The organism is Mycobacterium shunyiense, assembly GCF_058270035.1.
Window position 1 is genome coordinate 452,457 of sequence record NZ_JBZDPT010000031.1, and the last position, 26,418, is coordinate 478,874.

General features: G+C 65.2%; 23 protein-coding genes. 7 read left to right on the top strand and 16 right to left on the bottom strand.

Annotated features, from left to right (window positions below; translation table 11 throughout):
• Window positions 1-55: 55 nt before the first annotated feature.
• Window positions 56-1,552, top strand: coding sequence for a MinD/ParA family ATP-binding protein (locus AC4ELS_RS19310; protein WP_448444409.1), 1,497 nt, complete (start codon window positions 56-58; stop codon window positions 1,550-1,552).
• A gap of 10 nt (window positions 1,553-1,562) precedes the next feature.
• Here AC4ELS_RS19310 and AC4ELS_RS19315 read toward each other — a convergent pair whose 3' ends face one another.
• The gene (locus AC4ELS_RS19315; protein WP_448444411.1) at window positions 1,563-2,354 is read right to left on the bottom strand and encodes a transcriptional regulator; all 792 of its coding nucleotides are present in this window, start codon (window positions 2,352-2,354) and stop codon (window positions 1,563-1,565) included.
• A 385-nt stretch (window positions 2,355-2,739) separates the two neighbouring features.
• Here AC4ELS_RS19315 and AC4ELS_RS19320 point away from each other — a divergent pair, with 385 nt between their 5' ends.
• Entirely contained in the window at window positions 2,740-3,033 is a 294-nt protein-coding gene (locus tag AC4ELS_RS19320; protein ID WP_448444413.1) for a WhiB family transcriptional regulator, read from the top strand.
• A gap of 237 nt (window positions 3,034-3,270) precedes the next feature.
• On the opposite strand, the gene AC4ELS_RS19325 is transcribed toward AC4ELS_RS19320, so the two are convergent.
• Window positions 3,271-3,537 (bottom strand): DivIVA domain-containing protein, encoded by a 267-nt coding sequence (locus AC4ELS_RS19325; protein WP_448444415.1) that lies wholly within the window; start codon window positions 3,535-3,537, stop codon window positions 3,271-3,273.
• Between the two features lie 45 nt (window positions 3,538-3,582).
• Between AC4ELS_RS19325 and AC4ELS_RS19330 the strand changes: the two genes are divergently transcribed.
• Window positions 3,583-4,551: a pirin family protein gene (locus AC4ELS_RS19330; RefSeq protein ID WP_448444417.1), complete on the top strand. Its 969-nt coding sequence runs from the start codon at window positions 3,583-3,585 to the stop codon at window positions 4,549-4,551.
• Window positions 4,552-4,555: 4 nt separating this feature from the next.
• Here AC4ELS_RS19330 and AC4ELS_RS19335 read toward each other — a convergent pair whose 3' ends face one another.
• The 4 genes from AC4ELS_RS19335 to AC4ELS_RS19350 form a co-directional block, all read right to left on the bottom strand.
• Window positions 4,556-5,065, bottom strand: coding sequence for a pyridoxamine 5'-phosphate oxidase family protein (locus tag AC4ELS_RS19335; protein WP_064878642.1), 510 nt, complete (start codon window positions 5,063-5,065; stop codon window positions 4,556-4,558).
• Between the two features lie 83 nt (window positions 5,066-5,148).
• Window positions 5,149-6,306, bottom strand: a complete 1,158-nt coding sequence (locus AC4ELS_RS19340) for a hypothetical protein (protein ID WP_064878644.1) — start codon at window positions 6,304-6,306, stop codon at window positions 5,149-5,151.
• 1 nt (window position 6,307) lies between these two features.
• Window positions 6,308-8,770, bottom strand: coding sequence for a GAP1-N2 domain-containing protein (locus AC4ELS_RS19345; RefSeq protein WP_448444420.1), 2,463 nt, complete (start codon window positions 8,768-8,770; stop codon window positions 6,308-6,310).
• Entirely contained in the window at window positions 8,767-10,689 is a 1,923-nt protein-coding gene (locus AC4ELS_RS19350; protein ID WP_448444422.1) for a SaeA-related protein, read from the bottom strand. The genes AC4ELS_RS19345 and AC4ELS_RS19350 overlap by 4 nt, the downstream gene beginning before the upstream one ends.
• A 266-nt stretch (window positions 10,690-10,955) precedes the next feature.
• On the opposite strand from AC4ELS_RS19350, the gene ygiD reads away from it, so the two are divergent.
• Both ygiD and rfbA read left to right on the top strand, forming a co-directional pair.
• Complete coding sequence (gene ygiD / locus AC4ELS_RS19355; protein ID WP_448444775.1) at window positions 10,956-11,729, top strand: 4,5-DOPA-extradiol-dioxygenase; 774 nt, start codon at window positions 10,956-10,958, stop codon at window positions 11,727-11,729.
• Between the two features lie 99 nt (window positions 11,730-11,828).
• Window positions 11,829-12,695: a glucose-1-phosphate thymidylyltransferase RfbA gene (gene rfbA, locus AC4ELS_RS19360; RefSeq protein ID WP_499048655.1), complete on the top strand. Its 867-nt coding sequence runs from the start codon at window positions 11,829-11,831 to the stop codon at window positions 12,693-12,695.
• Between the two features lie 9 nt (window positions 12,696-12,704).
• Here rfbA and AC4ELS_RS19365 read toward each other — a convergent pair whose 3' ends face one another.
• The gene (locus tag AC4ELS_RS19365; RefSeq protein ID WP_499048657.1) at window positions 12,705-13,388 is read right to left on the bottom strand and encodes an immunity protein Imm33 domain-containing protein; all 684 of its coding nucleotides are present in this window, start codon (window positions 13,386-13,388) and stop codon (window positions 12,705-12,707) included.
• Between the two features lie 89 nt (window positions 13,389-13,477).
• Here AC4ELS_RS19365 and AC4ELS_RS19370 point away from each other — a divergent pair, with 89 nt between their 5' ends.
• Entirely contained in the window at window positions 13,478-14,017 is a 540-nt protein-coding gene (locus AC4ELS_RS19370; RefSeq protein WP_064957529.1) for a hypothetical protein, read from the top strand.
• A gap of 24 nt (window positions 14,018-14,041) precedes the next feature.
• On the opposite strand, the gene AC4ELS_RS19375 is transcribed toward AC4ELS_RS19370, so the two are convergent.
• The 5 genes from AC4ELS_RS19375 to AC4ELS_RS19395 form a co-directional block, all read right to left on the bottom strand.
• The gene (locus tag AC4ELS_RS19375) at window positions 14,042-14,938 is read right to left on the bottom strand and encodes a sensor domain-containing protein (RefSeq protein WP_498884691.1); all 897 of its coding nucleotides are present in this window, start codon (window positions 14,936-14,938) and stop codon (window positions 14,042-14,044) included.
• A gap of 1,098 nt (window positions 14,939-16,036) precedes the next feature.
• Window positions 16,037-17,815 (bottom strand): hypothetical protein, encoded by a 1,779-nt coding sequence (locus AC4ELS_RS19380; RefSeq protein ID WP_499048660.1) that lies wholly within the window; start codon window positions 17,813-17,815, stop codon window positions 16,037-16,039.
• Complete coding sequence (locus tag AC4ELS_RS19385) at window positions 17,812-18,873, bottom strand: hypothetical protein (protein WP_499048663.1); 1,062 nt, start codon at window positions 18,871-18,873, stop codon at window positions 17,812-17,814. Before AC4ELS_RS19385 ends, AC4ELS_RS19380 begins: the two co-directional genes overlap by 4 nt.
• 402 nt (window positions 18,874-19,275) lie before the next feature.
• A complete protein-coding gene (locus AC4ELS_RS19390; RefSeq protein ID WP_499048666.1) occupies window positions 19,276-19,497 on the bottom strand; it encodes a hypothetical protein in 222 nt (73 codons plus the stop codon).
• Between the two features lie 822 nt (window positions 19,498-20,319).
• Window positions 20,320-20,772 carry a winged helix-turn-helix domain-containing protein gene (locus AC4ELS_RS19395; RefSeq protein ID WP_499048669.1) on the bottom strand — a complete coding sequence of 151 codons (453 nt, stop codon included), beginning with the start codon at window positions 20,770-20,772 and terminating at the stop codon, window positions 20,320-20,322.
• Window positions 20,773-21,361: 589 nt separating this feature from the next.
• On the opposite strand from AC4ELS_RS19395, the gene AC4ELS_RS19400 reads away from it, so the two are divergent.
• A complete protein-coding gene (locus tag AC4ELS_RS19400; RefSeq protein WP_499048672.1) occupies window positions 21,362-21,562 on the top strand; it encodes a helix-turn-helix domain-containing protein in 201 nt (66 codons plus the stop codon).
• 587 nt (window positions 21,563-22,149) lie between these two features.
• Here AC4ELS_RS19400 and AC4ELS_RS19405 read toward each other — a convergent pair.
• From AC4ELS_RS19405 to AC4ELS_RS19420, 4 genes are all read right to left on the bottom strand, one after another.
• Window positions 22,150-22,971, bottom strand: coding sequence for an LLM class flavin-dependent oxidoreductase (locus AC4ELS_RS19405; protein WP_499048675.1), 822 nt, complete (start codon window positions 22,969-22,971; stop codon window positions 22,150-22,152).
• Window positions 22,972-23,071: 100 nt separating this feature from the next.
• Window positions 23,072-23,611 carry a TetR/AcrR family transcriptional regulator gene (locus AC4ELS_RS19410; protein ID WP_499048678.1) on the bottom strand — a complete coding sequence of 180 codons (540 nt, stop codon included), beginning with the start codon at window positions 23,609-23,611 and terminating at the stop codon, window positions 23,072-23,074.
• A gap of 102 nt (window positions 23,612-23,713) precedes the next feature.
• Window positions 23,714-24,946, bottom strand: a complete 1,233-nt coding sequence (locus AC4ELS_RS19415; RefSeq protein WP_499048681.1) for a cytochrome P450 — start codon at window positions 24,944-24,946, stop codon at window positions 23,714-23,716.
• A gap of 332 nt (window positions 24,947-25,278) precedes the next feature.
• A protein-coding gene (locus tag AC4ELS_RS19420; RefSeq protein WP_499048684.1) for an IS3 family transposase occupies window positions 25,279-26,417 on the bottom strand; the annotation gives its coding sequence in 2 pieces (ribosomal slippage) (window positions 25,279-26,147 and window positions 26,147-26,417; 1,140 coding nt in all).
• Window position 26,418: the final 1 nt, after the last annotated feature.

A 26,418-nucleotide genomic window follows, 5' to 3' on the forward strand; every position in this document is an offset into this window, starting at 1 on the left:
CGATACTTGAGCACGGTCAAAGTTCCCGTGTGTGAGTTCCGGAGGAGATTCAGGCGTGCCCGACCCCGACGACACCTTGCGTAGAGAGCTCGGCTGGACGGGGCCGGAGGAATCGCATTTCGAACCCGACACCCGGCCGACCCGCCGCAAGCCACCAGAGCCGCCACCGTCGATACCCGGACGGCCCCCGGTGGATTTCGTGCCGTCGAAGACTCCCGCCGGCTCCGGCTCCGACGATTCCGGCACGTCGCAGGTCGTACCCGTCGATCGTGACGCCGAGCGAGCCCGCAACACGTTCCGGGAGGCGCCTCCTGCACCCCCGACCCCACCGCAGCAGCAGGCGCCGCCTCCTCCGCCGCCGCCCGCGCCGCCGCACGACACCCGTCAGGCACCGCCCCACCAGGCCCCGCCGAACATGGGCCATCCCGAACCCCGGCCGGATGCCTGGGAACAGGGCCCGCCCGGCTGGCAGCTTCCATCGCAGCGGCCCCCGGGCCCCGGGGGCCCACCGCAGCCGCCGTACGGACCACCACCCGGCCAACCCTGGCCCGCCGAAGGCGGATTCGCACCGGATCCGGGCGCGCCCGCACCCGGTGTTCCGCCCCTGCCGACCGGTTCCTACGCGGACCGGATCCGCGTCAACGACCTGGTTCCGCCGAAGCGTCAGCCACCGGCCAGCGGTTGGCGATTGTTCGTGTACCGGGCCACGTTCGGGATGATCAATCCCGGCCCGTCGCCGGAAGATCTCCGGGTCGCCGAGCTGGAGACCAAGATCAAGGGACTCCTGCGAGGGCACTACAAGGTCGGGGTGATGGGCAAGGGCGGGGTCGGCAAGACCACCGTCTCGGCCAGCGTCGGGTCGATCTTCGCCCAGTTGCGCCAGGACGATCGCGTGGTGGCCATCGATGCCGACACATCGTTCGGCAAGCTCGGCAGCCGCGTCGATCCCCAGGCCCAGAGCTCGTACTGGGAGCTGGCCAACGACAAACACCTGGACTCGTTCGCCGACGTGCGCAGCCGGGTCGGCAACAACGCTGCGGGGCTGTTCGTCCTGGCGGGCGAGGGCACCCCGGCCCGCCGCCGCGTGCTCGACGCGGCCATCTACCGCGAGGCCACCACTCGACTCGACAAGCATTTCTCGATCTCGGTGGTGGACTGCAGCTCGACGATGGACTCACCGGTGACCCAGGAAGTGCTGCGCGACCTCGACGGCTTGATCGTGGTGTCCTCCCCGTGGGTCGACGGCGCCGCGACCGCCGGACAGACACTGGACTGGCTGGCCGCCCACGAGATGACGGAACTGCTGCAGCGCACCGTCGTGGTGCTCAACGACTCCGACGGCCACGCCGACAAACGCACGCGCACGATCCTGGCCGGACAGTTCTCGGGTCAGGGGCAGCGGGTCATCGAGGTGCCGTACGACGGGCATCTGCGTCCCGGTGGCGTCGTCGATCCGCGGGAGATGTCGATGCCGACCCGCCGCAAGTTCCTGGAGATCGCCGCAGCGCTCGCCGAGCACTTCCCCACCCATGACGAGCGGCGGGACCGCTAGCCGGGCCTGATCAGCGCATCGCGCCGATCAGCGCCTCCAGAGCGTGGACGGCGGATGCGTCGACGGGGTATTCCGCCTCGGCGCGCGCCACGATGTCTTCGGAAACACCGGCGGCCGTTGCGGTCTCACTGATCGTGAGATTCGATTGCCGACGGGCGGCATACAGGCGCTGCCCGAGCGTGGCGCCAGGGGCGGTGGCGGCGAGGGTGGTCAGCTCATCGATCTGGCGCCGTACCGCACTGAGGGCCTTGATCAGCGCCGGCGTCACCATGCTCAGCCGCGCGGCGCGGGCGGCCACCGCCTCGAGCTGACGCAGGTCGGCCAGTACCGATGTGACCCGCGGCGTGAACTCCTGTTCCCCGACACCGGGCAACGTGGCGATCGTCGACTCGAGGGTGCTCACCGCGGTGAGGACCGCCTGGGCGATCAGCGGTACCTCGTCACTGGCCGGAGGTGTGGTCGTCAACGGGACAGCTGCCGGCCGCGCGGTGACCACTGTCGGCGGCTCGATGTGCGGCGGCGCGGGCATTGCCGGATCCGGTACCGGCCCGCCTTGCCGGAGCCGGGCGATCGTGCCCGGTGGCCAGCGCAACACCTCTTCGAGCTTGAGCCGGGTGCGTTCACGGGGCCAGCTGCGGCCCTTCTCGAACGCGATGAGCGCTCCGGCGTTGATGATTCCGTCGGCGGCGAGGCTGCGCTGGCTGATGTCGAGCTCGCGGCGTCTGGCCGCAGCCGCGGCACCCGCGCGGATGAGTCCGACATCGAACTCACCAGTGGCGAGGTCGTACTCAGCGTCGGTCATACGGGGCTGTTTCCTCGCGGATGTGCTCAGCTCAGCGCAGTGCTGAAGCGGTTGCCGGGACCCCTCAATCCTAACCCCAGACCGAAGCACCGCTACACCTTGGGTTTTTCGCATATGTAGCAAACAACCCCGACGCTACGGCTTCTTGACCGGACAAACCGCAGCCCTGCTACGGGTACAGCCAAGTACCTATCGGCGTCCTGACGTGCATGTTTAGATCCATGTCGACTTTCCGCTGGTGATTCCGCATCGTTACCTTTGCAAATTTCCGTAGCGTTGCACCGCTGCGGTTTCGACCAAACTGTTGCATCGCTACGGTTCTTGCTATAGCGTTCCCCTCAACGCGGTAGACACCGCAACAAAGAGCCCTAACAGGAGCAGCAGCATGAACGCACTCATGGCCAACGGCATCCCGCTCGGCGTCTGCACCAGCAACCCGGAGCGGTGGACCTCTACCCCCGACGACCAGGCCAAGGTCATCTGCCGGGAATGCCCCCGGCGCTGGCTGTGCGCTCGCGAGGCCTGCGAACTGCCCCGCGCCGAAGGACTTTGGGCCGGCATCATGGTTCCCGAGGCCGGCCGTGGCCGTAACTTCGCGCTCAAGCAGCTGCGATCGCTGGCCGAGCGCAACGGCTACCCGGTGCGCAAGCTCGGCCTGGTCTTTCCCGAAGCCGCCTGATCCCGCTCTCGCAACACCGCTTCACCAGATCTGTTGTCTGGCCCTTTCGCTGCCGATTCGAGGGGACGGCAGGGCAGGGGCGAGTTTCCACTGGGGGAGGAATAGGGGCCCGGGGTGTGTCGTTACACCCGCAGACGGTGCCGGGCATTGCCCCGGGCCCCACACCAAAATCGTCGCTTCGAGTGACCACTCGCCGCGAGGCGCAGTGACGGCACCGTCCCCGAACTTCTTCTCCCGTTACCGCTCGAGCGTGACGACCACCGCGTCGAGCAGACTGTCCACCTCGTCCTCGTTGTAGCCGCGCTGAAACATCGGCGGCTTCGGGAACACGATGTTGCGGACGTCATCGGGACCCAAGTGCCCGCGCCCGTCGAGCCTGCGGGCCACCAACGCCAGAAAGTCGTCGACCGACTTCTTGTCGTAACCCCGCTTGCCCAACGGCGGCTTCGAAAATTCGGTGCTGCGAACATCTTCGGCAGTCAATCCCCCGGTCATGCCGGTCATGCTAACCGCGCACCGAGGCCCCCGGACGCGGTTACCGTGAGGTTCATGAGCAACACCGACACGGCGCCCGCCGAAGTCACCTGCACCAACTCGGAGTTCACCGGGGTGCTGCATCCGCGGGAGGTGCCGCTGGGCGGGCCGCGCGCACTGCTGGTCCGGCGCACCCTGCCGCAACGGGACCGGTCGATGATCGGCGCCTGGTGTTTCGCCGACCACTACGGGCCGCACGACGTGCGGGCCGCGGGCAGAGGCATGGACGTGCCGCCCCATCCCCATACCGGTTTGCAAACCGTGAGTTGGCTTTTCGAAGGCCTGATCGAGCACCGCGACAGCGCCGGGGTCCACGCCATGGTCCGCCCGGGTGAACTCAACCTGATGACGGCCGGTGCGGGGATCTGCCATTCGGAGGTCTCGACACCGGAGACGACGATCCTGCACGGCGTCCAGCTGTGGGTGGCGCTGCCCGATGCCGCCCGCGACACCGGCCGTGACTTCGCGCACCACACGCCCCTGCCGCGGACCATCGACGGCGCCACCATCCGGGTGTTCCTCGGCGAGCTCGAGCAGTCGCAGTCACCGGTGCACACCTTCACGCCGCTGCTGGGCGCCCAGATCGACCTCGACCCGGGCGCCGAGCTGACGCTCGACGTCGATCCGGCCTTCGAACATGGCGTGCTACTGGACCAGGGCGCGATCGAAGCGTGCGGCACCACGCTGGCCGTCGCCGATCTGGGCTACCAGGCCGCGGGGCGCACACAGCTTCACCTGGCCAACCGCGGTATCGGCCCGGCCCGGGCGATTCTGCTCGGCGGACCGCCGTTCACCGAGGAACTGGTGATGTGGTGGAACTTCGTCGGCCGCAGCCACGACGACATCGCGACCTACCGAGAACTGTGGCAGGCCAACGACGCACGCTTCGGCGACGTGCAGGGCTATGTCGGAAACATCGCCCGGTTACCCGCGCCGCCCTTGCCGAACGGGCGGCTCAAGCCGCGCCCGCGCCCCTCGAGCTAGGTGTTCAGATACTCGCGTTCAAATACTGCGCAGTGCTGCCGCCCACCGGCATCTCGGGCAGCCCGAGCTTGCGGTGGTCCCAGCTGCGCAGCCGGCTGGGCACGACCCGCACCGCGATGCGGTTGTTCATCATCTGGTCGACGAACGGGCGCATCTCCTCGGTGTAGGGACCGGTGTAGCGCTCCCACACGCTGATACCCACGCGCAGAATGGTTTCCGGGTCGTCGACGATCTCCGCGGTGCCGTCGATCGACACCCCACGCAGCGTGTTGTAGGTGTCGCCGTCCTCGATCATCGTCGTGATCGTGGGGTCGCGGCGCAGGTTGACCGCCTTCTGCGACTTGGCTTTCGTCTCGAACCAGATCTCACCGTCGAGCACCGCGTACCACATGGCGACCAGGTGCGGTCGGCCGCTGGGCAGCACGGTAGCCATCGTCGCGGTTCGGCTGTGCTCGATGAATTCGGCGATCTCATCGTCACTCATGACGATCTTCGTGCGCTCGTTCTTGCCCACCTGTCACCTCTCTGATCGGTCAGCCCACCATAGCCACGGCCTCACCGGACTCCGCGAACGCGGTCGGTAACCCGACCGGCCGCCTACAGCACGCCGAATTGTGAGGTCACCCACCGCACCGGATCCACACAGCGGAATGGGGCAATCCCCCTGGCGTGCAGCCGATTTCCGGTCGGCGGATGCCCGAGCGCGGATACCGCGAAGTACCGGGTGGCCAGCCGCGCTCCGGCGGACGGGTTCTCCACGGCCGACACGATCGAGCCACCGTGCAGACGGACCAGCAGGCTGCGCACCTCCTGATCGAGCAGTTGGCCGTCGACGTCGTCATACTGCTTGCCGTCGGAGGTGTCCCGCAGGAAAGCCGCTCCCCCGTTGGACATGACCAGCGACCATTCCGAACCCTGCACGTCACGCAGGGCCCGCAGCACGTCGAACTTGGACAGGATCACCGCCAGCTTGGGCTGACCCGGGTTGACCGCCACCAGCAGATTCCCCAGGACCGAACGCGGTTCCCCACCACTGAACGGCTGAGGCGGCAGCAGGTCCTGCAGTTGATCGCGGATGGCCTTGACCCGCAGCGGGTCGAACATGAAGAACACCGCATCGGCGTGGCCGAAGAACTGGAAGGGCGGCGCGCGCAGGTCACCGTTCTCCAGGTCCTCGCCCGCCACGTCGCGCAGTACCAGGAACCTGCGCACGCCGTGCCAGATCCCGATCGAAAACACCAGGGGTTCACGCTGATTCGGAGCCTGGGTGTGCACCGTCGGAGTGGGAGGCAGCAGGCCCCGCTGCACATACAGCGGTCCTTCGTAGTTGGTGGCGTAGTTCTGCGCAGTAGCTCGGGTTACCGGTTCCAACACCACACCGAACCGCTCGCAGAGCAATTCCAGCTGCTTGATGAGAACGGCGATGTAAAGGCTCTTGCCCGTCGCGCGCGCGCCGGCCAGCGCGATGCAGATGGCGTGGCCCTCCCGGAAACCCTCGGGGAGGGTGAAGTGGCAGACCGGACAGATCTCCACCGCGGGCCCCTGCAATGCCCGGTTCGCCTCGGACACCGGAGGCGGCGGACCGTTGTATCCCGGGGCCCGGGTCCAGGTGTACAGCGGGCCGCAGTCGGCGGGTGCGCCCACGTAGGTCGAGGCGACATCGTCGCGGTACCGGGTGCCGCCGGCCTGAGCGGGCAGGGTCCACAGATGGTTGTTGGGACTCAGCTGGGTGAAGCAACGCGGGCACTTGCTCATGTCAGCCCCGGCTCCCCCTCAGTCGTTCCGCCAGCGACGGATTCGCACCCCGCCGCGTCAGCAGCCTGTCCACCATCTTCCGGTACCCGCGCATCGTCCCCTCAGAGGAATCACCCGACAACTGCGCCATCAACACCACCACGGATTCCGCGTCGGCGCCGCTCATCGTGGCAGCCAGCTTTCCGGCCAACACGCCCGCGAGCTGCTCCACCGGGTCGGGGGCGTAGGCGGCGGACTCGGCTGCCGCGTTTCGCAACAGGCTGAGCGCCACCACCGTCACCGGCGCCAACTGGCCACCGTCGACCAACGGTAGTACCCGGGCCACTGCCTGTGCGCCACAGCCGGTTTCAGCGGCCAAAGCGTTACAGGCCTGCGGATAGGGCTGCCCGGCGAGCACGCCCAACAGGGCAAACGCCAGCAGCCGCACCGAGAAGTCCGGGTGGACGGACTCCGGTTCCACCTCGGCCAGCACCTGATCCCACAGCGGCGTGTACGCGCTCTGGTGGGTATGCAGATACCGCTGCTGCAACCAGTTCCGCGGCTCGATGTGTCGGACCGCTGCGCAGGCCACCACCACGCCGTCGCCGTCGTCGTTGTCGTCGATCACCTTGCCGGCCAACTGCTGCAGCGCTGCCGAGTCCGCGGCGCCGAGAAGTGTACGTACCGCGGCCCGGCCCGGCAGTTTGTCGGCACCGACGGCCAGCAGGAGATCCCGCGGATTCCAGACCGAGGCTGCCGCGGCGGCCTCGAAACTGTCCGGATCGGTAGTCCGCAGCCACCACAACTGCGCGCCGGCATCACCCGGATGCCGCGCTCCGCTCCGACGCGACCGCAGCCCGCGCAACGCGGCGCGGATCCACACCGAATCCCAGGGCTGGGCAACGGTGAGTTCAGCGGGCTCGGGCACCGGGCCGGCCTCGGCCAACCAGTCGAGCACGTCGTCGCCGATGACGCCGCCTTCGACGTCGCAGCGCAGCAACCAGGTACCCAACGCCAGTCGGTCGGCGCCGCCGATCACCCCGCGCACGCGCGGATCAGCCAGGCCGGGCAGCACACCGTTGGTCAGGGCGTCCTGCAGTCGGTCGTCGACTACCCCCGCCCGCAACAGCAGGTCTACGACCCGTAGCAACCGGTCGGCGCCCTGCTGCCTGCTGCGGTCCAGGGCCGGTCCGATGGCCACCCGCAACGACGAAGGTGTTGGTTTCCCGTGAAACGTTCTCGGCCCCAACGGGATTGGTCCGTCCTGTGCCATCCACGCGTCGTCGACGATGGCCCGGGCGAAGTAGGTGGCATCGGCGTACGTGGCTCCGGCCCCCTCCGGCAGCTCGTGCCGCGCCCGCCAGGCGTCGGCGGTGGTGACACCCACCACAACAGCGAGCACGTCGGCGATGATGTAGGCCGCGGCGGACCCGACCAGCGCACCCGCCGGGGAATGCGCGGCGATCACCTCGTGGGCCTCGGCCTGCGCGTCCGCGAACTCCTGATTGCCGGCCACCGCCATCGCGATCGGCCACGCTGGATGCAGCCCGTCGTCGCGCACCTGGCTGGAATACGTGTCGATGTCATCGAGGGCACCGCGCGCCGACGCGGCATCGAGCAGCACCACCTGCGCCATCACCGACCACCGGGTCACCTCGATCCGGTGTCCACCCGCAGTACGGTGCGGATCTCCGCCGAGCTCACCCAGCGACACGGGCTCGGATTCGCTGATCACCACCAGGCCGGGCTCGACCGCGGAAAGGTCCTCGAACGGCACCGCGCTCAGCACCTGACCGTTGTGCGGCGCGACCTGCTCGGCGCGGTCGAAGGTGGAGAAGCTCAGCCTCGCCGCGGTACCCGGCGACATCAGGAAACTCACCAGACCGATCCACTGTGCGGCCGCATCCGGGGACTGCACACCCAGCACCACCGGCGGCCCGCCCGCGAGCGCCGCGGCCACCGCATCCAGGAGCGCGAACAGCGTGGCCAGCCGCCACGTGGTGGTATCCAGCGCGAACGCGACCACGCTGTCCTTGGTCACCGTGCTCCCCAGCTCTGGCAGGTCCGCCGGGAGCTCGGCCCGGGCCACCGCGGCAGGGCCGTAAGGCTGCAGCCAATGCGGCGAACGCCACCGTTCGATGGCCCGGCAGCGCGGGTGGGTTTCGGGCGCACGGTCCAACAGCACGTGGGCGAACACGTTGCCCGGCCGGCCCGTGCTGTCCGACCCCGCCGGGAAGGTGTGCCAGTACCCCGCGCCGCCGGGGACATCGCGGTACGCCAGCCGGCGCGGACCCTGCTCGAGCTGTTCGGGGGTCGGGAAGTCGGGTGTCGGCCCCACCGGTCGGAAGACCGTGTGGACGCCGACCATCAATGTCTGGGTCTCCGCCGGCGTGAGCCCACCGGTCGTTTCCTTGACCTGCCAGCCGCCGACGGTCCCGACGGCATCGAACGACGTGTAGGTGAGCTGGCCGTAACGCGACGTCATAACACCGTCGCGGTGAGCTGCAAGGTCTGCGACGGCGGGTCCAAAAGTGCCACGGTGCGCAGCTGGAGTGGGTCGGTGATGTTGAGGAACAACCGGATCCAGCCGTGCAGTCCACTGACGTTGGCGGCCCACAGTTCACCGGCGCCCGACGCCGTCGCCGCCGTCCAGCGCAGGCACTTGGACGGGTGGTCGGCCAGCTGACCCTGCGCGTCCAGCGGTGCGACGTCGACGGGATTACCGTCGTGCACGCTCAACGGCATCCGCTGCGGATTGTTGACCAGGACGAACGCCGGCGAGCCCGGCAGTTCGTACTCGGACCGCACCGCGACGGTGGCCGTGGTGGGGAACCCGCCGGGGTCGCGGCCGATCCGCACCGCGTACTGCAACCTCAACATGCCCGGGTACTCGATGCTGGCGACCGGTCCGGTCACTCGGCGGCCGCCGGAGAACGCCACCGGCGCCAGGTGCAGTGAACATCCCCCTACGGGGAGCGCACCGGTCAGGTGCATGCCGCCGTACTTCTCGTAGTCCTCCAGTGAGATCTCGAAGGATCTGCCGGTCAGGCCGGCCCGGGGATCGTGCCCCTTGGGCGCGAGAGTCACCGCCACACCGGCTGCGCCGGCCGGCCATTCGAACGTCAGCACCTGCTTGTTGCAGTACTCGACCAGTTCGACATCGCGGATGGTTCCGGTGTGTACGGCCGATACCGTGCGGCCGAGCACGGCGCGCCCGGCCAGGATGGTCACCGGCGTGACGTAGGCCCGGCTCCACCCTTGGGGCCACGGCACCCCGGTCATCAGGGTGCGGGTGCTGCCGTCGGGTTGTGTCTGATTGGCCACCGGCTGCCGCAGGCGTAGGTCCGGGGCCAGCCCCACCTGCTCGAGGGCGTTCTCGGGAAGTTCGGTGGAGACACTCCCCGCGCTCGGACCGGTCTGGCTGAGGTAGATCGCCACCTCTGCTCCGGGAGCCGCCCAGGACACGTCGAACGACTCACCGTCGAAGGCGGTGTCCACCGAGATGTCGGTGACCGCGGCGAGCACCGCAGACACCTCCACGTCGGCGTCGACGGGTTCCGAGAGCTGCACGGCCCCGTCGGCGTCCACCGCGCAACGCACCCGGTAGCGGTAGCGCATACCCCGGGTCGCCCCGGAGTCGACGAAACCGGTCCGGTGCTCACCGTCGGCCAGGATCCGGTAGCGGGACTCGTCGATCGCGGGTCCGTCGGCCTCCTCGAGCGGGATGCGGTAGACGTGCACGGCCCTCGTCGCGGGCGGTGACGTCCACTTTCCGATCACCAGGCCGCTGTCCTCGCGGATCGCCACCTCGCCGGGCGGGGCGACCAAGACCCCACTGGCATAGAGCACCGGCCGGGTGCTCAGGGCATCCGCTCGGGACGTCCCGGTGATGACCCAGACCTGGTAGTAGCGCACGGGCCCGGTCAACGGCCGGTCGTCGCTGGCCGCCGACAACGGCGTCGCGGCGACGAGGTCAGCGTTCTCCGATGATCGGGGCGCCCGGTCCTCGGCACTGACCACCCGGTACAGCACCACTCCCCCGTTGGCTTGATAATCCGGCCAACTCAATTCGACGACGCCGGGGCGGGACTCGCCGTGGCGGAAGGCAATCGGGTGCACGTCACCGGCCACCGGGGGCTGCTGCTGCTTGTCGGGGACCTGGGTCTTCAAGTCGGCCAGTACCCGGGCCATGTCCTCGGCATGTTCTGCGACCGAACCGGGCAACATCTCGCGGATCTGCTCGACGTCGGTGCGTCCCGACCGGAGCACCAGCCGGAGATGGGCTTCCTTGAAACTGCGCGCTGCGACCGCCCCGGAATCGACCAGTTGCTGACGCCAGGCCAGCAACGGCGCCAGCCGGGGATCCGCGTCGTCGGGATCGTCGACGGGATACAGATCGGGCATCAGAACACCAAATCCCCGCCGGACATGAGCGCTACGCGTCACCTGCTCCGGCAGCTCGAACAGCGCGAACTCCTGAGGTGTCGGGCCCACACTGGACCGACACACCCAGAAACGCTACCGCAGCAGCGGCGTGGTCACTGCCACATGGTGGGCCGGGCTGAGGCGACATGATCGGACACACGGCATAAGTTCGGAACATGTCTTCTGCCGGCTCGTCGGACGCTGACCCGCCGCCTGCACGCCGCGGTGTGGGCGCGGTCGGCCTGATGCCCGCGGCGTTCATCGGGCACGGCAGCCCGATGAACGCGCTCGAGTCCAACCGCTTCACCACGGCCTGGCGCGGCTTCGGTCAGATCGTGCCGCGGCCGCGGGCGATCCTGGTGATCAGCGCGCACTGGTACATCAACGCCACCGCGGTCACCGCGATGCCGAGCCCACGGACCATCCACGATTTCTACGGATTCCCGCGTGAGCTGTTCGACGTGCAGTACCCGGCGCCGGGGTTGCCGGAGCTGGCCGAGGAGGTCGGCGACGTGGTGAAGCCGACGTGGGTGGGTGCCGACGTCGACAGCTGGGGCATCGACCACGGCACCTGGTCGGTGCTGGTGCACGCCTTCCCCGACGCGTCCATACCTGTTGTGCAACTGGCGATCAACGCCAACGAACCGGCCGACTACCACCTGCAACTCGGCGCAAGGCTGGCGCCGCTGCGTGAGCGCGGCGTGCTCATCGTGGGCAGCGGCAACATCGTGCACAACCTCGCCGGCATGGACCCCACCCAGCCCGAGGACGGTTTTGCCTGGGCCAAGCGGTTCGACGACGCCGCCCGAGAACAACTCACCCACTCCCCTGCCGACGTCCTCGGTCTCGCGGCACATCCGGACTACGCGGCCGCCGTTCCCACCCCCGACCACTTCATCCCGATGCTGTACTTCGCCGGGCTGGCCGGTGCCGCACCAGATTCCGGGAGGTCGGTAGACCCCCTGGTCACCGGCTACACCTACGGGTCGTTGTCGATGACGTCGTATGTACTGCGCTGAGACAGCTCGATTCGTCGAATCCACGCCGAAAGGCACGCTATGGTGACGGGCGTGTTGGGCCATGACGAGCAGGTAACCCCCGTCGGGGTGTAGGCAGGCGTGCGCGGAATCATCCTGGCCGGCGGTTCCGGCACACGACTTCATCCGATCACGATGGGTGTCAGCAAGCAGTTGCTGCCGGTGTACGACAAGCCGCTCATCTACTACCCGCTGTCCACTCTGATCATGGCCGGTATCCGCGACATCCTGGTGATCACCACCCCGGTCGATGCCCCGGCGTTCCAGCGGCTGCTGGGCGACGGCTCGGCCTTCGGGGTGAATCTGACCTACGCAGTCCAACAGCAGCCCGAGGGCCTGGCTCAGGCATTCATCATCGGAGCCGAGCACATCGGCACCGATTCCGTGGCACTTGTGTTGGGCGACAACGTCTTCTATGGCCCGGGCCTGGGAACGAGCCTGCGCCGGTTCCAAAATGTCAGCGGTGGTGCGATATTCGCGTACTGGGTGGCCAACCCGACGGCCTATGGCGTCGTCGAGTTCGACTCGAACGGGGCAGCGCTGTCGCTGGAGGAGAAGCCCATCGTCCCCAAATCCCAGTACGCGGTGCCCGGGCTGTATTTCTATGACAACGACGTCATCGAGATCGCCCGGTCGCTACCCAAGTCGGCCCGCGGCGAATACGAGATCACCGGTGTCAATCAGACCTACCTGAGCCAGGGCCGACTCTCGGTCGAGGTTCTCGCCCGAGGCACCGCGTGGCTGGACACCGGCACCTTCGACTCTTTGTTGGACGCCAGTGACTACGTCCGCACCATCGAACGCCGCCAAGGACTGAAGATCGGTGTGCCAGAGGAGATCGCGTGGCGGGAGGGCTACATCGACGACGCCCAACTTGCCGCGCGCGCCGAAGAACTGCCCAAATCCGGCTACGGCGACTATCTACTGGAGCTGTTGAAACGCAAGTAAGCGACGCACTCATGGCGTCTGGTCGCCTACAACATCGTCGCCGAACATCGTGGCGAGCAGCGACTCATCCCGCACCGGCAACGGTTCGCCCTGCCGTACGACCAGCGGTGCCCCGCCGCCTACGAGCACCGAACAGTGCGGCGGCAATGCCAGAAACCCGATGATGGCTGGGTTGGCCACGGCGAGCTCGTACAAGGTGGCGTGCCGAAGGTTCGCCTCGTCATGGTCGTGATCGTCACCGGGACAGCCGATGTACCAACCGGACTCGTCCTCATCGTGGGAATATCGATGCATCAAGACGGTTTCTGCGCTCGCGAACAGCTCGCAGGTCATGGCGTACTGGATGTAGCGCGGGAAGTCCAGTTCGTCTGCGAGTCCGACACTTTCGGCAACCTCACGCTGATACCACAGCTGGCTGACGGTGTTCGATGCACCGGCGACAAGGTTCGGTGGGACGTTCTCGAAATCCGGCTCGCACAGTCCCAACGTGCCGTCGCCGAGATCGGTGACGTAGCAATTCAGCCACCCGATGACGATGCTCTCTCCGACCGAGAATCGGGTGCCGCTCCTGATGCAGCTCTCCAGCCAGGACGCCAGCCACTCGATGCCCAGCTCAGTTACCACCTCGGGCTCGTACTCGAGGGTGAATTCCGGGTGCCCGGACGCTTCCGCCGTCGTTCTACGCTGCGCCACTTCTGTTCTCCATATTCGCGATCACGGGTCGGGCCGAGTGTGGCACATTCGGGCTTCGGGAGCGGCTGTGCGTCGCATAGGGTCCGGCCATGTCGCTCGATCAACTGATTTTGCTCGTGCCGCCGCCGAAGTCCGTACCCGACTTCGACTTCGGCGCAGTCGAGACGGCAATCGGACATGCCTTACCCGACGACTACAAGCGACTCGTCAGCACCTACGGCAGCGGCTCATTCGGTGGATACCTGGCGGTGATGGCCCCCACCCAGGATGAATTGGTCTCCGGCGGCGCGTATTGCCGACAGTCCCTGACCGACCTGCGTCACACCTATGCCAACCACAGCTGGATCTACCCGGACGGATCGACGGCCCCGATGGTGCTCGAGGACGTCAATCCAGTGCCCTACTACGGGTGGGGCGGTGCCCCGGGTGGGGAGACCGGTTACTGGCACGTCGACGGCGACGACCCCAACGGGTGGGCGGCCGTCGTCATCGGCGACGGCCTGACGAACGACTACCACCCGCACGGACTGGTCGCCTATCTCACCGACCTCATCGCAGGGCGGTTTCCGACCGAGGTGTTCGGCGACGATGCCTTGAAGCTCATCCGTGGGACGTTTCTACCCAGATGACCAAGATGAGTTGCCGCGCAGCGGTCAGCTTTTGCCGTTGATCTTCGTGCCGATCTCACGGGCGACCGAAAGGCCGGCCGTCACGTTGTCACTGCTGCATCCCCGCACATCGACAACTACGTTGGCCCGTCGCGACACCCCACGACTACAGGTGATCGCATTGGCGGCCCCGCTGGTGTCGGTGAGAATCGACATGTTCAGGAACTCTTTGGCTTTGTCCTCACCGTTGCCCGTGGTCTTCACCGTGTCGGTGCCCAGGCCGTCATAGGTGGCGTTGAGTGTCTTGAATCGACACGCCGTCCAGTCGGAGGCCTGCTTCTGGAACGCCGCCTTTGCGGCCGCCTCATCAGGGAACAAGACGGCGGCCTGAACCAAGTGGAGTCCGTTCCCGCCCTGCGCGGTCTGGATTGCCACGCCCGTGTAGCCGGAATCGCCATAGGTCGATTGAGCACCCGGAGCCCACACGCCCGCGCAGTTCGGGGGTGTGACGGGATCGGTGGACAGTGACGTCTCGACCGGCCCGGTCGTCACGCCGGAAATATAGAGCTTCTTCTCGATCTCACTGGCAGACAACAACACACCCTCCAGCTCGGACGCCTCCACGGTGCCGTCGGCGCCGGGCAGTGCTGCCGTTGCCGAGCTGGTCGCCGGGCTCTTCGACGTGGTCTGGTTAGAACCCGACGGACGTGCGCTGGTGGTGCCGGTCGCGACCGCACTATCACCCGACTCATCGCTGCCACCCAGATTGACTGCGACAAGGACGATCGCCAGCACCAAGACGACCGCGGCGGCGATCACGCCCCCGATGATCCACGGCCCTTTGTTGTTGTCGTTGTTGGGCGGCTGGCCGTACGGCGGGTTCATCATCGGCGGTGCGTTCCACGGACCGGGTTGACCGGCCTGCCATTGCCCGCCAGGCATCGGAGGCGGCGGATACGGCGCCGACGGCGGTCCCTGCGGAGGGCCCGCCGGAGGCCAGGGCGACTGCGAGGGGGCCGGCTGATTGCCAGGCCACCCCCCGCCCTGGAATGGGTCGTTTCCACCAGGATTCATTGGTCCTCCATATCTTGTTGTGAAAGAGCTCGAACCACATGCCCGCGTCGCCGGCCCGGTATTCGCGAAAGGGCTTCGGCGGCGGGCGCTTCGGTGCCTTTTCCTGGTTCCCGGCTGAATTCCCTGCGGGCAGGTATCGCTCGGTTCGCGTGACGCGGACGCATTGCCACCACTGCCCCCTGGTCCGGAAGATCCGGGCATACGGGTCTTTGTCGAACGGATGCTTCGGGTCTTCCGCCACGCACGGTAATCGGGTCGGCCGGTGCGCCGCCGTATGTCGGACAGCGCAAAGGACCCCTCCAGTTCTCTGGTGCTCTCGACAGGCCGCCCCACCCTAACCCTGCTGATCACCAGCTGAGCACACCAATTTGGCCGCGCCAATGCCCTGCCTCCGCACCCATTCCGCGCACCATGACCTCGGCGGTCGCAATATGACCGGGATGCAAGTAGACAAAGCCAGATTGTCGACCCGTGGGTTGTCGGGGTTACGGACTCGCTTGAACCCGTGGCCTTCGGCGTTGACATTCACGCCCCCGACTCGCCTCTGTGAATTGACTGCGGACTCCCGGCGCAGGCCACCAAACACAAAGGCCGCGAACCCGGTTGGGTTCGCGGCCTTTGAGTTGCAGTTCGTAGAACCGCTCTCTGTGAGTGGTTTATTCTCCCAGTTCAGAGCATATTTTTGCGGACTCGCTCCACGTACTTCTTCCGGGTTTTCCACAGCCTTTCCGGCCTCCGGAGACGCTTCCAGACCGGGTCTAGTTTGGGCCCAGTGTCACTGGCAACCGGGCCTTCGGGGTACCCGAGCTGGCGCGTACTCGTCGGGCTGTGCGGCGGCACGATCGCCCACACCGCTGCGTGACCTCAGCGTTATCGGATATTCCACAGACTTTTCCGTGGCAGTTTGTAGTCCAGACATCGAGAAGCAGGCCACACAGGGAGTGGCCTGCTTCTGGTGGTGTCGTGTCAGCTACGAGGCGGTATTGGCGTCGGTGGGCGCCCGAGGTCTCGGGTTAGTTGACGCACTTTGATGTCGATCGATTCAGTTCTTCTCGCTGTGGGATCGTGGTGCTTTTGAGCGCCGATGTTCACCGCAGCGGCGGCCAGCGCGATGGCGAGTTTGATCATTGGTGTGCGCCGCGGACCTGTGGTGAGTTCATCGAGACCAGCGACGTGGTCGGATTTGAGCTGGCTGAACCGTTGTTCGGTCAGTGCTCGGACTGCTTCGTAATACAGGGTGTGTTCCCATGACCCTGGCACCAGATCCCATTGCGCCATGCGGAGCTGGTCGTCAGTGAGGTAGACGGTGACGCTCGCATTGCTGCAGCAGGCGAACGTTTCAGCTGCCCATTCCGGTTCAACCAGTGGTAACCCGATGCGGTCGGTGTGCATCGATTCTGGCTTCAGCGGACACATCACCGTCCCGAGGGAGGCTGGACAGACCAGACGAATCTTGGCCAGCTTGGGCACCTCACGTCCGAGTTGAGGGCGTCCACGCAGCACATCGGCCATGGCCGGCCGCGAGTGGTAGCCCATGAGGTACGGGTAGCTGGCCTGCAGCCGACGGTCGTGTGCCCGGAAGCCGTCTTGATCTAGCAGGTCGGTGCTGCGCGGTGTCCGGTGCCCAGTGATGCGTTTTATGCCGGCCGGGCAGATGAAGCTGCCGGCGTACTGGATCGGCCCAGGTAGTACATCGTCGGGAAACCCGGGTGGGTTTGTGCTGGCGAACTGCACGCCCCAATGCTGGGGATAGCGGACGACCGGCGAGTACTGGGTCTTCAGCATGAGCGCGCCGAATCCTCTCTTGGCGTTGTAGCCCATGTCCGCGACGAGGAAAGGCCACCGGTGCCGGCCGCTGCGTCGGCAGTCGACGCCGTTACGACGCGCATGCGCCAGCGCGGTTTCCAAGCCCGCCACGCTGGCCCCTCTAGGCACATGGACGTCCATGCCGATGAAGAGGGCGGGTTCGGCATGTAGGGCGTCTCGTCGGGCGATCCGCGAGAGGAACGTCGCACCGACGCCGAACCCTCCATCTTTAGTGCTGCCAGTGGTGCTCGGGTCTTTGATCGCACCGCTGCGCCTTTCGCGGGCCCAGTACCCAGCAACGGACGAGGCGCCTCGCCATTTGGTCGCACGAGTGCCCAGCACACCGTCTGGCAGCGCAGTGTTGATCGTCGTCTCGTCGACCATCACATCGCCTTCACAGTTCGGCGGTGAAGCGATCTTGATCGACCCGTACAGAAGGTCGTTGCATACCGCTGTCAGGCGCTGCGACGCCAGCTCCGACTGGATACGGTCGGCATCGCTACGCGCAGCCAGCCTGGCGTCAAACTCGGCGTTGGTCATGCGGGTGGCTGGGAGATCGAAGTCGGGGTCCAGCGCGCGCATGCGTGATGCCCAGAATCGGTGGAACTGTTTGTAGGCCTTTTCGGTGTCGGTCCAGATCGGTGCGCGGTTCTGCCCAGCCATACCGACAGAGGCGAGCTGGTCCTCAGTGAATTCGCCGATGGTGTCCATGGCTCCCCGCAGACTGTAAGGGCGGCCCATGAGGAATCGGACCAGTAACGCCGCCAGCACCGCGGACACCGTGTAGCTGAGACCACTCGCCGGTCTGCCGCCGCCGTGGGTGGATTGGCGGTAGGCGTCCTCAATGGTGTCTGCCGCGCGGGACTTTGTGATGACATCCCAGGCGTCGCAGAAGACCCAGTCGGCAATCGTGCATTGCGGATGGCGCTGTCGGATCATCGCGCACCATCCCGCAAAATCGTGAGGATGTGTCTGATCTTGTAGCGCGGTAGTGAACCGCGCTGATCGGTCAATATTTTCAGGTCGAGTACGTCGGCCAGCTGCAACAACAACGCCGCCGGGATACGTTCGGCGAGGTCGAGCACCCACCGGTTGCGCAGAGCGACCGGATTGATTCCTGGGTAGCCGTATTTCCTGAGTTCTTCGCTGATCCGGTTCACGATGTTGCGTTCGGCGGTTTCAGCGTTGGGTGCCAGGACCAGGCCGTCACCGACGCGGGCGGCCACAACAAGCAAGCGTGCGCCGATGTCTGGGTCGATGACAGGTACCTGTCGGACACCGCCGCGCTGGCTCGGCATGGTCACCACCGTGAACGCCTCCCCGTGGCTGGTGATGCTCGTGATCGCGGTCCCGCGAAGATCTCGCAGGTCAGCCGACCTGGCTCCCGCCCCGTGGCAGAGATCCAGCGCGAGTTGCACGCGGGTTCCCAGGGAGTCCGGCAGGCCAGGGATCACAGCGCGCAGGTTCGCGATCTCCTGGGGGGTTGTAGCGGTCTGCCGCATTTGTCGAGATGCAGTCGCCCCGCGGACTGGTGGGTAGTGCTGTGGGTGCAGCACCCGCCCCACTGCGTAGAGGACCGAGCGACGCGACCCCCAGCCACCCTCACGCCGTGGCGCATGCGTCGTGAGGTACTGCTCGACAGTGGATCTGGTCAACGCCCGGTAGGGATCAACGACCCCTTCGAACGATGCCCACACCAGAAGGCGTGCGAGCTCGCCAGTGGCGGTGCGGTCGGTTGCTGCCCGGGTGAATGGCACCAAGCAGCGCAGACGCGCGGCGGCGTCGACAGCGGCCCGAGCCACTTCGGGGTCATCAGCGCCAACCTTGAGCTTCCGTAACCGCTCCCAGCGCTCCGCTTGCGACGGATCCGGGGTGGGCAACGGCTTCACCGCGGTCCGCGCCACCGCAATCTCAGCTGTGCTCGACACAACTGCCTCGCCCACCAACGGACCTGCACCGTTGATGGGCTTGCTCTTGTCCTTCGTCCATCGAGCCATCAGCAGAAACCTCCGCCAGCGCCGGGGACGAACTGCTGCGGTGCGCGGTGGTCTGGTGCGTTGCGCTTCGCTGCGCTGACGACACTCAGCTTCCGATGGGTCAGAGATGTGGTCTGCCGCACCGACGTTTTGTTGTGTTTGGCGTAACACGCCGTCGGCGTGGATGGTTGACACAGTCGTGCAGACACGGTGGAATACACCTATCCCTCCTTGAGGGTTGGAGAGCGTGAGAACTCTTGTGAAATGCCGAAGCCGGGTTACCGCCCGGCTTTTGGCATTTTGGGGTGTCGGCAGTGCCGACCTGTGAGGTGGGGTTCGCGGTAATCGCGAGGGCTGTGCAGCGTCTACATGTGGGTGCTCCTGTTCTGCAGGCTTGGCGCTATCCGGTGATAGTCAGACTGGTCACGCGTCCACGGTGCCCTGGCCGCTGTCTTCCAGGTGATCCGCACCGGGCTCACCCATGCTGTCGATCCCGGAGAGTCCCCGCTCTAGAAGGCGTTCTCCGGCGCGCGACAGCGTTAGCTCTTCGGTCTTGGCGTACCGATAGACGCGTTCGGCGAGATCCGGAGGCAACCCGAACTCGACCCGGACACGATCACGGCGTCCCATTAATGGTCGCGGCATTGGCCACCCCTGTTGGATTGAGGACCCGGTCCATTCCGACATCTGCCGGAAAATATAGCCTCCAGTGGCACAAGGGAATTCATCCAAGATCAATGCCGCCACCAGCGCGCTACGGTTATGCGCTACGTCCCGTAGCACCCGCTTCCGTTGGTCGGGCGGCCGAGGTATGTGGTGATACTCACTGCAAGTGGCACCCAAAGATCATGCTGTAAACAATGTTTGGGAAAGATACCGAACCAAGCGGCTACTTCGGCACACCGTCTGGTGCGACGGTTTTGCTCTGCTACCGCTACTGTTTCACAGCTGAAAACGGTAGCAGTGCACGGCGGTTGATGTGACTTCGGAATCGCGCGTCCGAACCGGCGTGTCGCGTAAGTTGGTAGATAGCTTGGCACTTCCTGCCTGTCGGCCGCACGGCTGGCGCTCTGGTCCAGCATGTGGTCGACGAGGCGTTACCGCGCCGTCCCAAACTGCCGGCGGTCGGTGGATTGCCTGCCGCAAAGTGGTTTTCGCCCATGTCTCACTCGAGGCCTCGACCTGGGGTGGACGCTCAGGAGGGCAATCGAGGGCGACGACTCTGTGGATGACCACAACTTGCGCGGCCGGCTGGTTACCTCGACAACACCGGCACTTCAGTGGAGCCACTCCTGAGGCCCACCGCCTGAACGTACTACTAGTGACATTCAAGGATCAATCGGCCGTCCGATGCGTTCTGTTCCTGGCGATGCGTCGAGGAGCATTGGCGTGGGCGCTGCGGCATGGCAGAAAGCAGGCTTTTCACCGCCATTGCGGCCAGGCGCACAAGTTGCCTGCCCTGAGTCCTTAGACGCGCCCCAGGTGGCGCTCGGCCAGTCGGTGAAATTCTTGGTCATCAAGGAGTCCGCGGTAGAAGGCAATCTCGATGGCATCCCAGTCTGCGCTGGCGTAGGCATCGACTGCGACACCGTCGACGTGTACAACGGCCCCGTACGAGTAGGACCAGTGCAACAGTTGGTCCATCATCTCGCCACTGTCGATCAGTCCCGCCGCGCGGCGATCGATTACCTCGGTAGGTGTGTCGTGCATCAACGAGGAATCTTCGGAGAATTGCCTCAAGATCCGTTGCACGTCGGACTCCGAGTAGATCTCGACCAGGGCGCTGATCTCGCGTGCTGAAAGTCCCCCATCGATACAGGCTTGGTAGATGGCGCGGTCGAGTTCGCCTTTGGCGACGCGCTGCCGAGCAGCACTGGCCAGTAGCCGCTTTCGGGTGGCCGCGGTGACGTCAGTGGACATCGGTCGCACCTTTCGTGATTCATGACGAATCATTTCCAGTGTATGGAAGTTCGCCGGTTGTCTCTGATCACAATCAGGGATTCGTGGAACTGCACTTTCTGGGTGCCGGCCGGGCCGGCGCGGCACGCATCCAGGAAGCCGGCCACCGCATGCGCAGCGAAAGCCACGGATGCAGCTAACGAGGCTCGGGATCCGCCCAAGGAGCCATGCGCATCACCTGATGTGAGCAGTTGCCCTCACGCGAGGCCGGCGATGCACCGGTCGGCTGATCGAATCCCGGGCCTACGCTATTGACGCGCAGCAGATGGGGGACGGTGATTCCCCTCAGCGCCGCCCTCGGCTTCGAGGACGCGCTTCTCTATCGGGAGTAGGCGAACCTTGACTTGTTCGGTCAGCCGTCGATGTTCTGATTTGGACACTTTTCCTCCTCGACCTCCGACAATCCGCGTCTGGTCGGGCGCTGCAGCAAATAATAATACTAGTGGGGCAGACTATTGTGTTTACTAACTGGCTACTTGAGGCGTGCCGACCCGACCAAGCCAGACAGACCCTCATCGCGCTGCCCTGTGGGCCCCGACGAAGACGAGCAGTGGGGTTACGTATCCGGACGTTGCGACTCGATCAAGGGCTGACTCAGGAAGCGCTGGCCCTGGAGTCCGGTGTCACCCGGAATGTCCTCATCCACGTGGAACACGACAAGCGGGGCTTGCTCTACGAGAGACTCTTCGACCTCGCAGACGCGCTCGGAGTGCCCGCGAGCCACTTGCTCGAGGACCTCGAGGAGGTGTAGCCGCAGCGGCCCGATGGAGCCCGTTCAATACTCCTGGCGTCGAGGAGGAGCAGTCGTTGTCCGACACGATCGCGTCCCAACGCCTGGCCAGCTCGCCATCGTGCTGCAACGGATTGGCGAACCCTCGCACCGTCGCCACGAGCTCGTGGCCAAGATGCAGGTCTGAGGTGAGCCAAACGTAGCCACCGCTGCTTTGACCGTGCGAGCTCCTCTCTCTACAGCGTGGCAGGGAAGCTCCGTCCTGACCACGTGTGCGCCACCGCGGGGTTCGACCATCGACTCACGCCAAGGGGCGACCGCCCGCTAGCGCTACTAGTAATACATGGGTTCAGCGATGCCTTAGTGCCGGACACTGGCCGTTGTTGAACGCGTTCATCTGTAGTGGGTGGGGTGTCCCAGACTATTAAGTCATGTGAGTGCTTGGCCGGGAACTGGATCGGCTGAGGGGGACCCGGTTGGTGGTCCAGTCGCTATGCGACTTGTGGTTGGTGGGTCGTTGCCCACTCTAGGGCGGAGCTAGGCGGCACCTCACTCCGAGGGGTGGGCGTCGATGGCCGTTGCTCTGTTGTTCGGGAATCGGTGGTGGATCAACGGGTGCAGGGTGGTCCTTGCCGTATTCGTTTGCGGGTTTCGTTGATGTCGGTGATCTGGGGAAAGGTGTATTCCATCCACCAGGTGGCCCCTGCCTCGTGGCAGGCGTGTACCACCGAGGTGTCGTGAGGGCTTTCGGTGCGGCCGAATCGGATCACATCCAAAGGTGGACCGGGACTGCGTAAGGCTGTGACTTTCTCGATCATGGCCTTGAGGTCGTCGGGCTCGACCTCAAGGCCGTATTGGTCGGCGCAGATCATGCCGTCCCAGCGGGCCGCGCGGGCGAAGGGTTTGGTTGCGGACTTGGTTGTTGCTGTCCAGATGGGCACTCGGGGGCGCTGGACGGAGGGTGTGAATCCGTCTGTTTTCACTTGATAGTGAGGTCCGTTGTGCTCGATGGCGCTACCACTCCAGAGTTGGTCAAGAACGGTGAGCGCCTCATCGAGTTTCGCGGCGCGTTCAATCGAGGTGCCGGTGTCTCCGAATGCGGAATAGTCGGGCAGTGCCGCGTATCCGGCGCCGGCACCGAATGTGATGCGACCCGCAGAGAGGCGGTCTAGTGTGCTGACTTCCCGGGCGAGTTTAGCGACGTGGCGTCTCGGCACGGGGGTGACGAGTGTGCCGAGGCGGATTGTTGATGTCGCAATTGCCATGGCAGTCAACGCTATCCAGGGATCCACTGTAGGTTCGATCACCTGTAGGTGGTCCCAGATGAAGACTCCGTCCCAGCCTGCGTTCTCGGCGTCGCGGGCAAGCGCAGCCAGGACAGTAGCGTCTCCACAGCAGCCGAAGTTCGGTAGATAGATTCCCGTTTTCATTTGCGTACCGGTCCTTTTGGATCCTTGGCGTGATTTGATTAGCGATGGTCATGAGCAAATTGGTTGGTTGTCTGGGGCCGCTGGGGGTGCCGACGGTTCGTCAGGCTTGTGGGGAACCGTCGACGATGCGGCGAAGTTGGTGATAGAACTGATCATCGTCATCCCCGGGCACAAGGTAGTGAGAAAGGGCCACTCGGACGATGGTGCCCGCGATTACGTCGGCATCTTCGATGTCTCCGAGGGTGTCACGCACCCAGCCGCGGACGACGGGGACAGTCCGCGTCAGCTCGCCCAGTTCATGCGCGGGCTCGATCTCGATCAGGTGCCGGAGCGGATAGGACTTCGTGAAATCTGCGATGAACCGAAGCAGCGCATCGACACGCTGTGTCCCTGAAGTCCCTGCTAAGGCGGCGCGAACTGCCTCGTACACAACTTGCTCCTCATGACGGCCGAGCGCGTCGAGGAGCTTGTCTTTCGAGGAGAACAAGCGGTAGAGCGTCGGGCGGGAAATCCCAGCCTGCGCGGCCACCTCTGACAGGTTCAGCCCAGTTCGTCCCCGTCGGCTGAGCACAGTGGTGGTTGCCTTCAGGATCCGATTGGTTGTCGAAGTATCGTCGCCAAACCACTGAATATCGGTCATGACGATCCTTCTTTGCTTGTTGAGACATAAGATTCCGAAATCTCCGCCGTAAGAATGTGGTTCCGTCCGAGAGATGCGGGTTCGGCAGCTGATGCCAGTCAGTCACGGCGCTTCGGTCGTCCGGACAGGCACGTTGCACCACCCGGCCACGCTGGTTGCGCTGACTCGCCGGAGGCCGCTGCGGTCGACGGTGTACTCAGGGATCAAATCCAACAGGGCATTCAAGGCCAGACAGCCTTCCATGCGGGCTAGCGCCGCGCCAAGGCAGCTGTGGATTCCGTAGCCGAAGCCGAGGTTGTTGCCGGAGTATTTGCGGGTGATGTCAAAGCGATCGGCATCAGGAAATGCGCGGTCGTCGCGGGTGGCCGCGGCGAGCAAGAGCAGCACGGGACTGCCTTCGGGGATGGTGACGCCATGCATTGTGACATCACGTGTGGTGACACGAACGTCGTATTGAGCGGGCGGTTGGTAGCGCAGCAGTTCCTCGAATGCTCCAGGCACCATGCTGCGGTCGTTGCGCATCGCATGCCATTGTTCGGGATGTTCGGCGAACAGGACCACCGCGTTGCCAATCAGCTTCGCGACGGTTTCTGCGCCTGCGCCACCCAACAGGGAGATGAAGCCGGCTATCTCCATGTCGGTGAGACGAGTCGAAGCGCCGTCGCCGCGGTCGACTTCGGCCTGGGTGAGCCGGGTGATCATGTCGTCTTGCGGTGTGGCGCGGCGTCGCGCGATCAGATCCATGTAGAGCTGTGCGGCAGCACGAACCCCGTCGACCGCCTCGGCGGTGAATGCTGCGTCACCTGAATTGCGCTCCAACGGTTTAGCCAACCAGACACGGATCTGGTCGCGGTGTTCCTCGGGCACTCCCAGCATCGTGGTGATGACATCGAAAGGGAACAAATCCGAGAAGTCGGCAACGGCGTCGAACGCGACCGGATCAAGCCCCTCGATGTAAGAGTTGATGATTTTCTTGACCATCGTTTCTAGACTGGCCACGGTACGCGGGGTGAACGCCTTGTTCACCAGTCGACGCATTCTCGTGTGCTCGGGTGGATCCATCATGATGATCATCGGCCCGCTCGGCAGGGCAACCTCAGGGTTGAGCACCATGTCCAAGGTCACGCCATGCGCTGAGGAGAACGTGTCGAAATCCTTAATACTCGCCGCGACGTCGTCATAGCGACTCAACGCCCAAAAACCGTAGGCCGCATTGTGATAGACGGGCACCTCGTCACGCAGCCTGCGGTAGGTGTCATACGGATCAGTGAAGTACACCTCTGAGAACGGATCGAACTCCAGGGCCTTCGACTCCACCGCAATATCACCGCGCATCCTTGTATCTCCTTCACGCGACTCGCCCACCGCCGGACACGAAACCCGACTAACAACATGGGCAGTGTTACACAGTTTACGACAACTGTAAATATTGTTGCATCATGTGCTCGCGCATCGCTGGTCGGGGCGCCGACAGGAGGCCGGCAGCCGAGAGCGGCGCTTGCGCGTCATAGGGAATGAAGCGGCTCGCGAGACACACTGCGGTGTAGCCGCCGTGAGACAAGTCCCAAGTGTTCAGGTCGGGACTGCCCAATGGAGGCAGCAGAGCGTGCGAACCCGCATCTTCTGTAGCAACTCTCGCCGATTGAGGGGCGCTGGGTCGGTGGTCGCTATGCGGCTCGGGTTTGGTGAGTCGTGATCCACTGTAGGGCGAACTCGGCTGGTGTGAGTTCTCCGTGAGCGGAGTGCGGCCTATTGGCGTTGTAGTCACGACGCCAGTCCTCGATGATCACACGGGCCTCCAGCAGCGAGTCAAACCGCCAGGAGTTGAGCAGTTCATCGCGCAGGCGGCCATTGAACGACTCGATCCAGGCGTTCTGCCACGGCGACCCAGGATCGATAAAAAGTGAACCGGCACTGTTGAATCGACACCAATCCGACACAGCATGCGCCACGAATTCAGGCCCGTTATCGAACCGCACATAGTGCGGCGCCCCGTGCATGAGCGCCAGACGGTCCAAGACGTCGACGACACCGTCGGCATCGATTGACCGACCCACCTCGATGGACAATGCTTCGCGGGTGAACTCGTCGATCACGTTGAGCATCTTCAGCGTGCGACCGTCGGCGGTGGTGTCGAACTGAAAGTCCATCGCCCAGATCACGTTCGGACGAATCGGGGACATCGCCCCGACTGCGACACCGATCCCGGTCAGCCGCTTCTTGCGCCGCCGCTGCGGCACCCGCAGGCCCTCCTCACGCCACAGCCGGCGGATGCGTTTGTTGTTGGCCTTCCAACCGGCTCGCCGCGCCATCTTGGCGGCCCGGCGCCACCCCCAGCGTGGCCGGTCGACCGAGAACCTGCGCAGCCATGCCCGCAGCTCAGCCTCCTCGGTGCTGATCGGTGCCGGCGCCAGCCGCATCGTGGAGCGGTGCAAGCTGACGACGGCACAGGCGCGGCGCTCAGACACCCCGAACCGCTCACGCAGCGCGATCACCGCGCTGCGCTTGCGGTTCGGGGTTAGAAGTTTCCCGACGAGATTTCCTTGAGCATGTCGATGTCGAGGGCCTGGTTGGCGACCAGCTTCTTGAGCCGAGCGTTCTCGGCTTCGAGTTCCTTGAGTCGTTTGGCGTCGTTGGCCTTCATGCCGCCGTACTGGGCCACCCAGCGATGCCACGTGGACTCAGTGACCTCCAGGTGCCGGCACACCTCGGCCAGCTCCTGACCGGTCCCCAGGAGCTTGTTGCCCTCGGCCAGCATGCGGATGATCTGATCCGGGGTATGCCGTCGGCGCTTATTCGTTGCCATG

What these genes read in the sequence shown, in the direction of transcription:
- AC4ELS_RS19315 (WP_448444411.1), bottom strand. Translation starts at nt 2,354, where the DNA reads ATGACCGACGCTGAGTACGACCTCGCCACTGGTGAGTTCGATGTCGGA.
- AC4ELS_RS19320 (WP_448444413.1), top strand. Translation starts at nt 2,740, where the DNA reads ATGAACGCACTCATGGCCAACGGCATCCCGCTCGGCGTCTGCACCAGC.
- AC4ELS_RS19325 (WP_448444415.1), bottom strand. Translation starts at nt 3,537, where the DNA reads ATGACCGGCATGACCGGGGGATTGACTGCCGAAGATGTTCGCAGCACC.
- AC4ELS_RS19330 (WP_448444417.1), top strand. Translation starts at nt 3,583, where the DNA reads ATGAGCAACACCGACACGGCGCCCGCCGAAGTCACCTGCACCAACTCG.
- AC4ELS_RS19340 (WP_064878644.1), bottom strand. Translation starts at nt 6,306, where the DNA reads ATGAGCAAGTGCCCGCGTTGCTTCACCCAGCTGAGTCCCAACAACCAT.
- AC4ELS_RS19345 (WP_448444420.1), bottom strand. Translation starts at nt 8,770, where the DNA reads ATGACGTCGCGTTACGGCCAGCTCACCTACACGTCGTTCGATGCCGTC.
- AC4ELS_RS19350 (WP_448444422.1), bottom strand. Translation starts at nt 10,689, where the DNA reads ATGCCCGATCTGTATCCCGTCGACGATCCCGACGACGCGGATCCCCGG.
- ygiD (WP_448444775.1), top strand. Translation starts at nt 10,956, where the DNA reads ATGCCCGCGGCGTTCATCGGGCACGGCAGCCCGATGAACGCGCTCGAG.
- AC4ELS_RS19370 (WP_064957529.1), top strand. Translation starts at nt 13,478, where the DNA reads ATGTCGCTCGATCAACTGATTTTGCTCGTGCCGCCGCCGAAGTCCGTA.
- AC4ELS_RS19375 (WP_498884691.1), bottom strand. Translation starts at nt 14,938, where the DNA reads ATGCCTGGCGGGCAATGGCAGGCCGGTCAACCCGGTCCGTGGAACGCA.
- AC4ELS_RS19380 (WP_499048660.1), bottom strand. Translation starts at nt 17,815, where the DNA reads ATGATCCGACAGCGCCATCCGCAATGCACGATTGCCGACTGGGTCTTC.
- AC4ELS_RS19385 (WP_499048663.1), bottom strand. Translation starts at nt 18,873, where the DNA reads ATGGCTCGATGGACGAAGGACAAGAGCAAGCCCATCAACGGTGCAGGT.
- AC4ELS_RS19390 (WP_499048666.1), bottom strand. Translation starts at nt 19,497, where the DNA reads ATGCCGCGACCATTAATGGGACGCCGTGATCGTGTCCGGGTCGAGTTC.
- AC4ELS_RS19395 (WP_499048669.1), bottom strand. Translation starts at nt 20,772, where the DNA reads ATGTCCACTGACGTCACCGCGGCCACCCGAAAGCGGCTACTGGCCAGT.
- AC4ELS_RS19405 (WP_499048675.1), bottom strand. Translation starts at nt 22,971, where the DNA reads ATGAAAACGGGAATCTATCTACCGAACTTCGGCTGCTGTGGAGACGCT.
- AC4ELS_RS19410 (WP_499048678.1), bottom strand. Translation starts at nt 23,611, where the DNA reads ATGACCGATATTCAGTGGTTTGGCGACGATACTTCGACAACCAATCGG.
- AC4ELS_RS19415 (WP_499048681.1), bottom strand. Translation starts at nt 24,946, where the DNA reads ATGCGCGGTGATATTGCGGTGGAGTCGAAGGCCCTGGAGTTCGATCCG.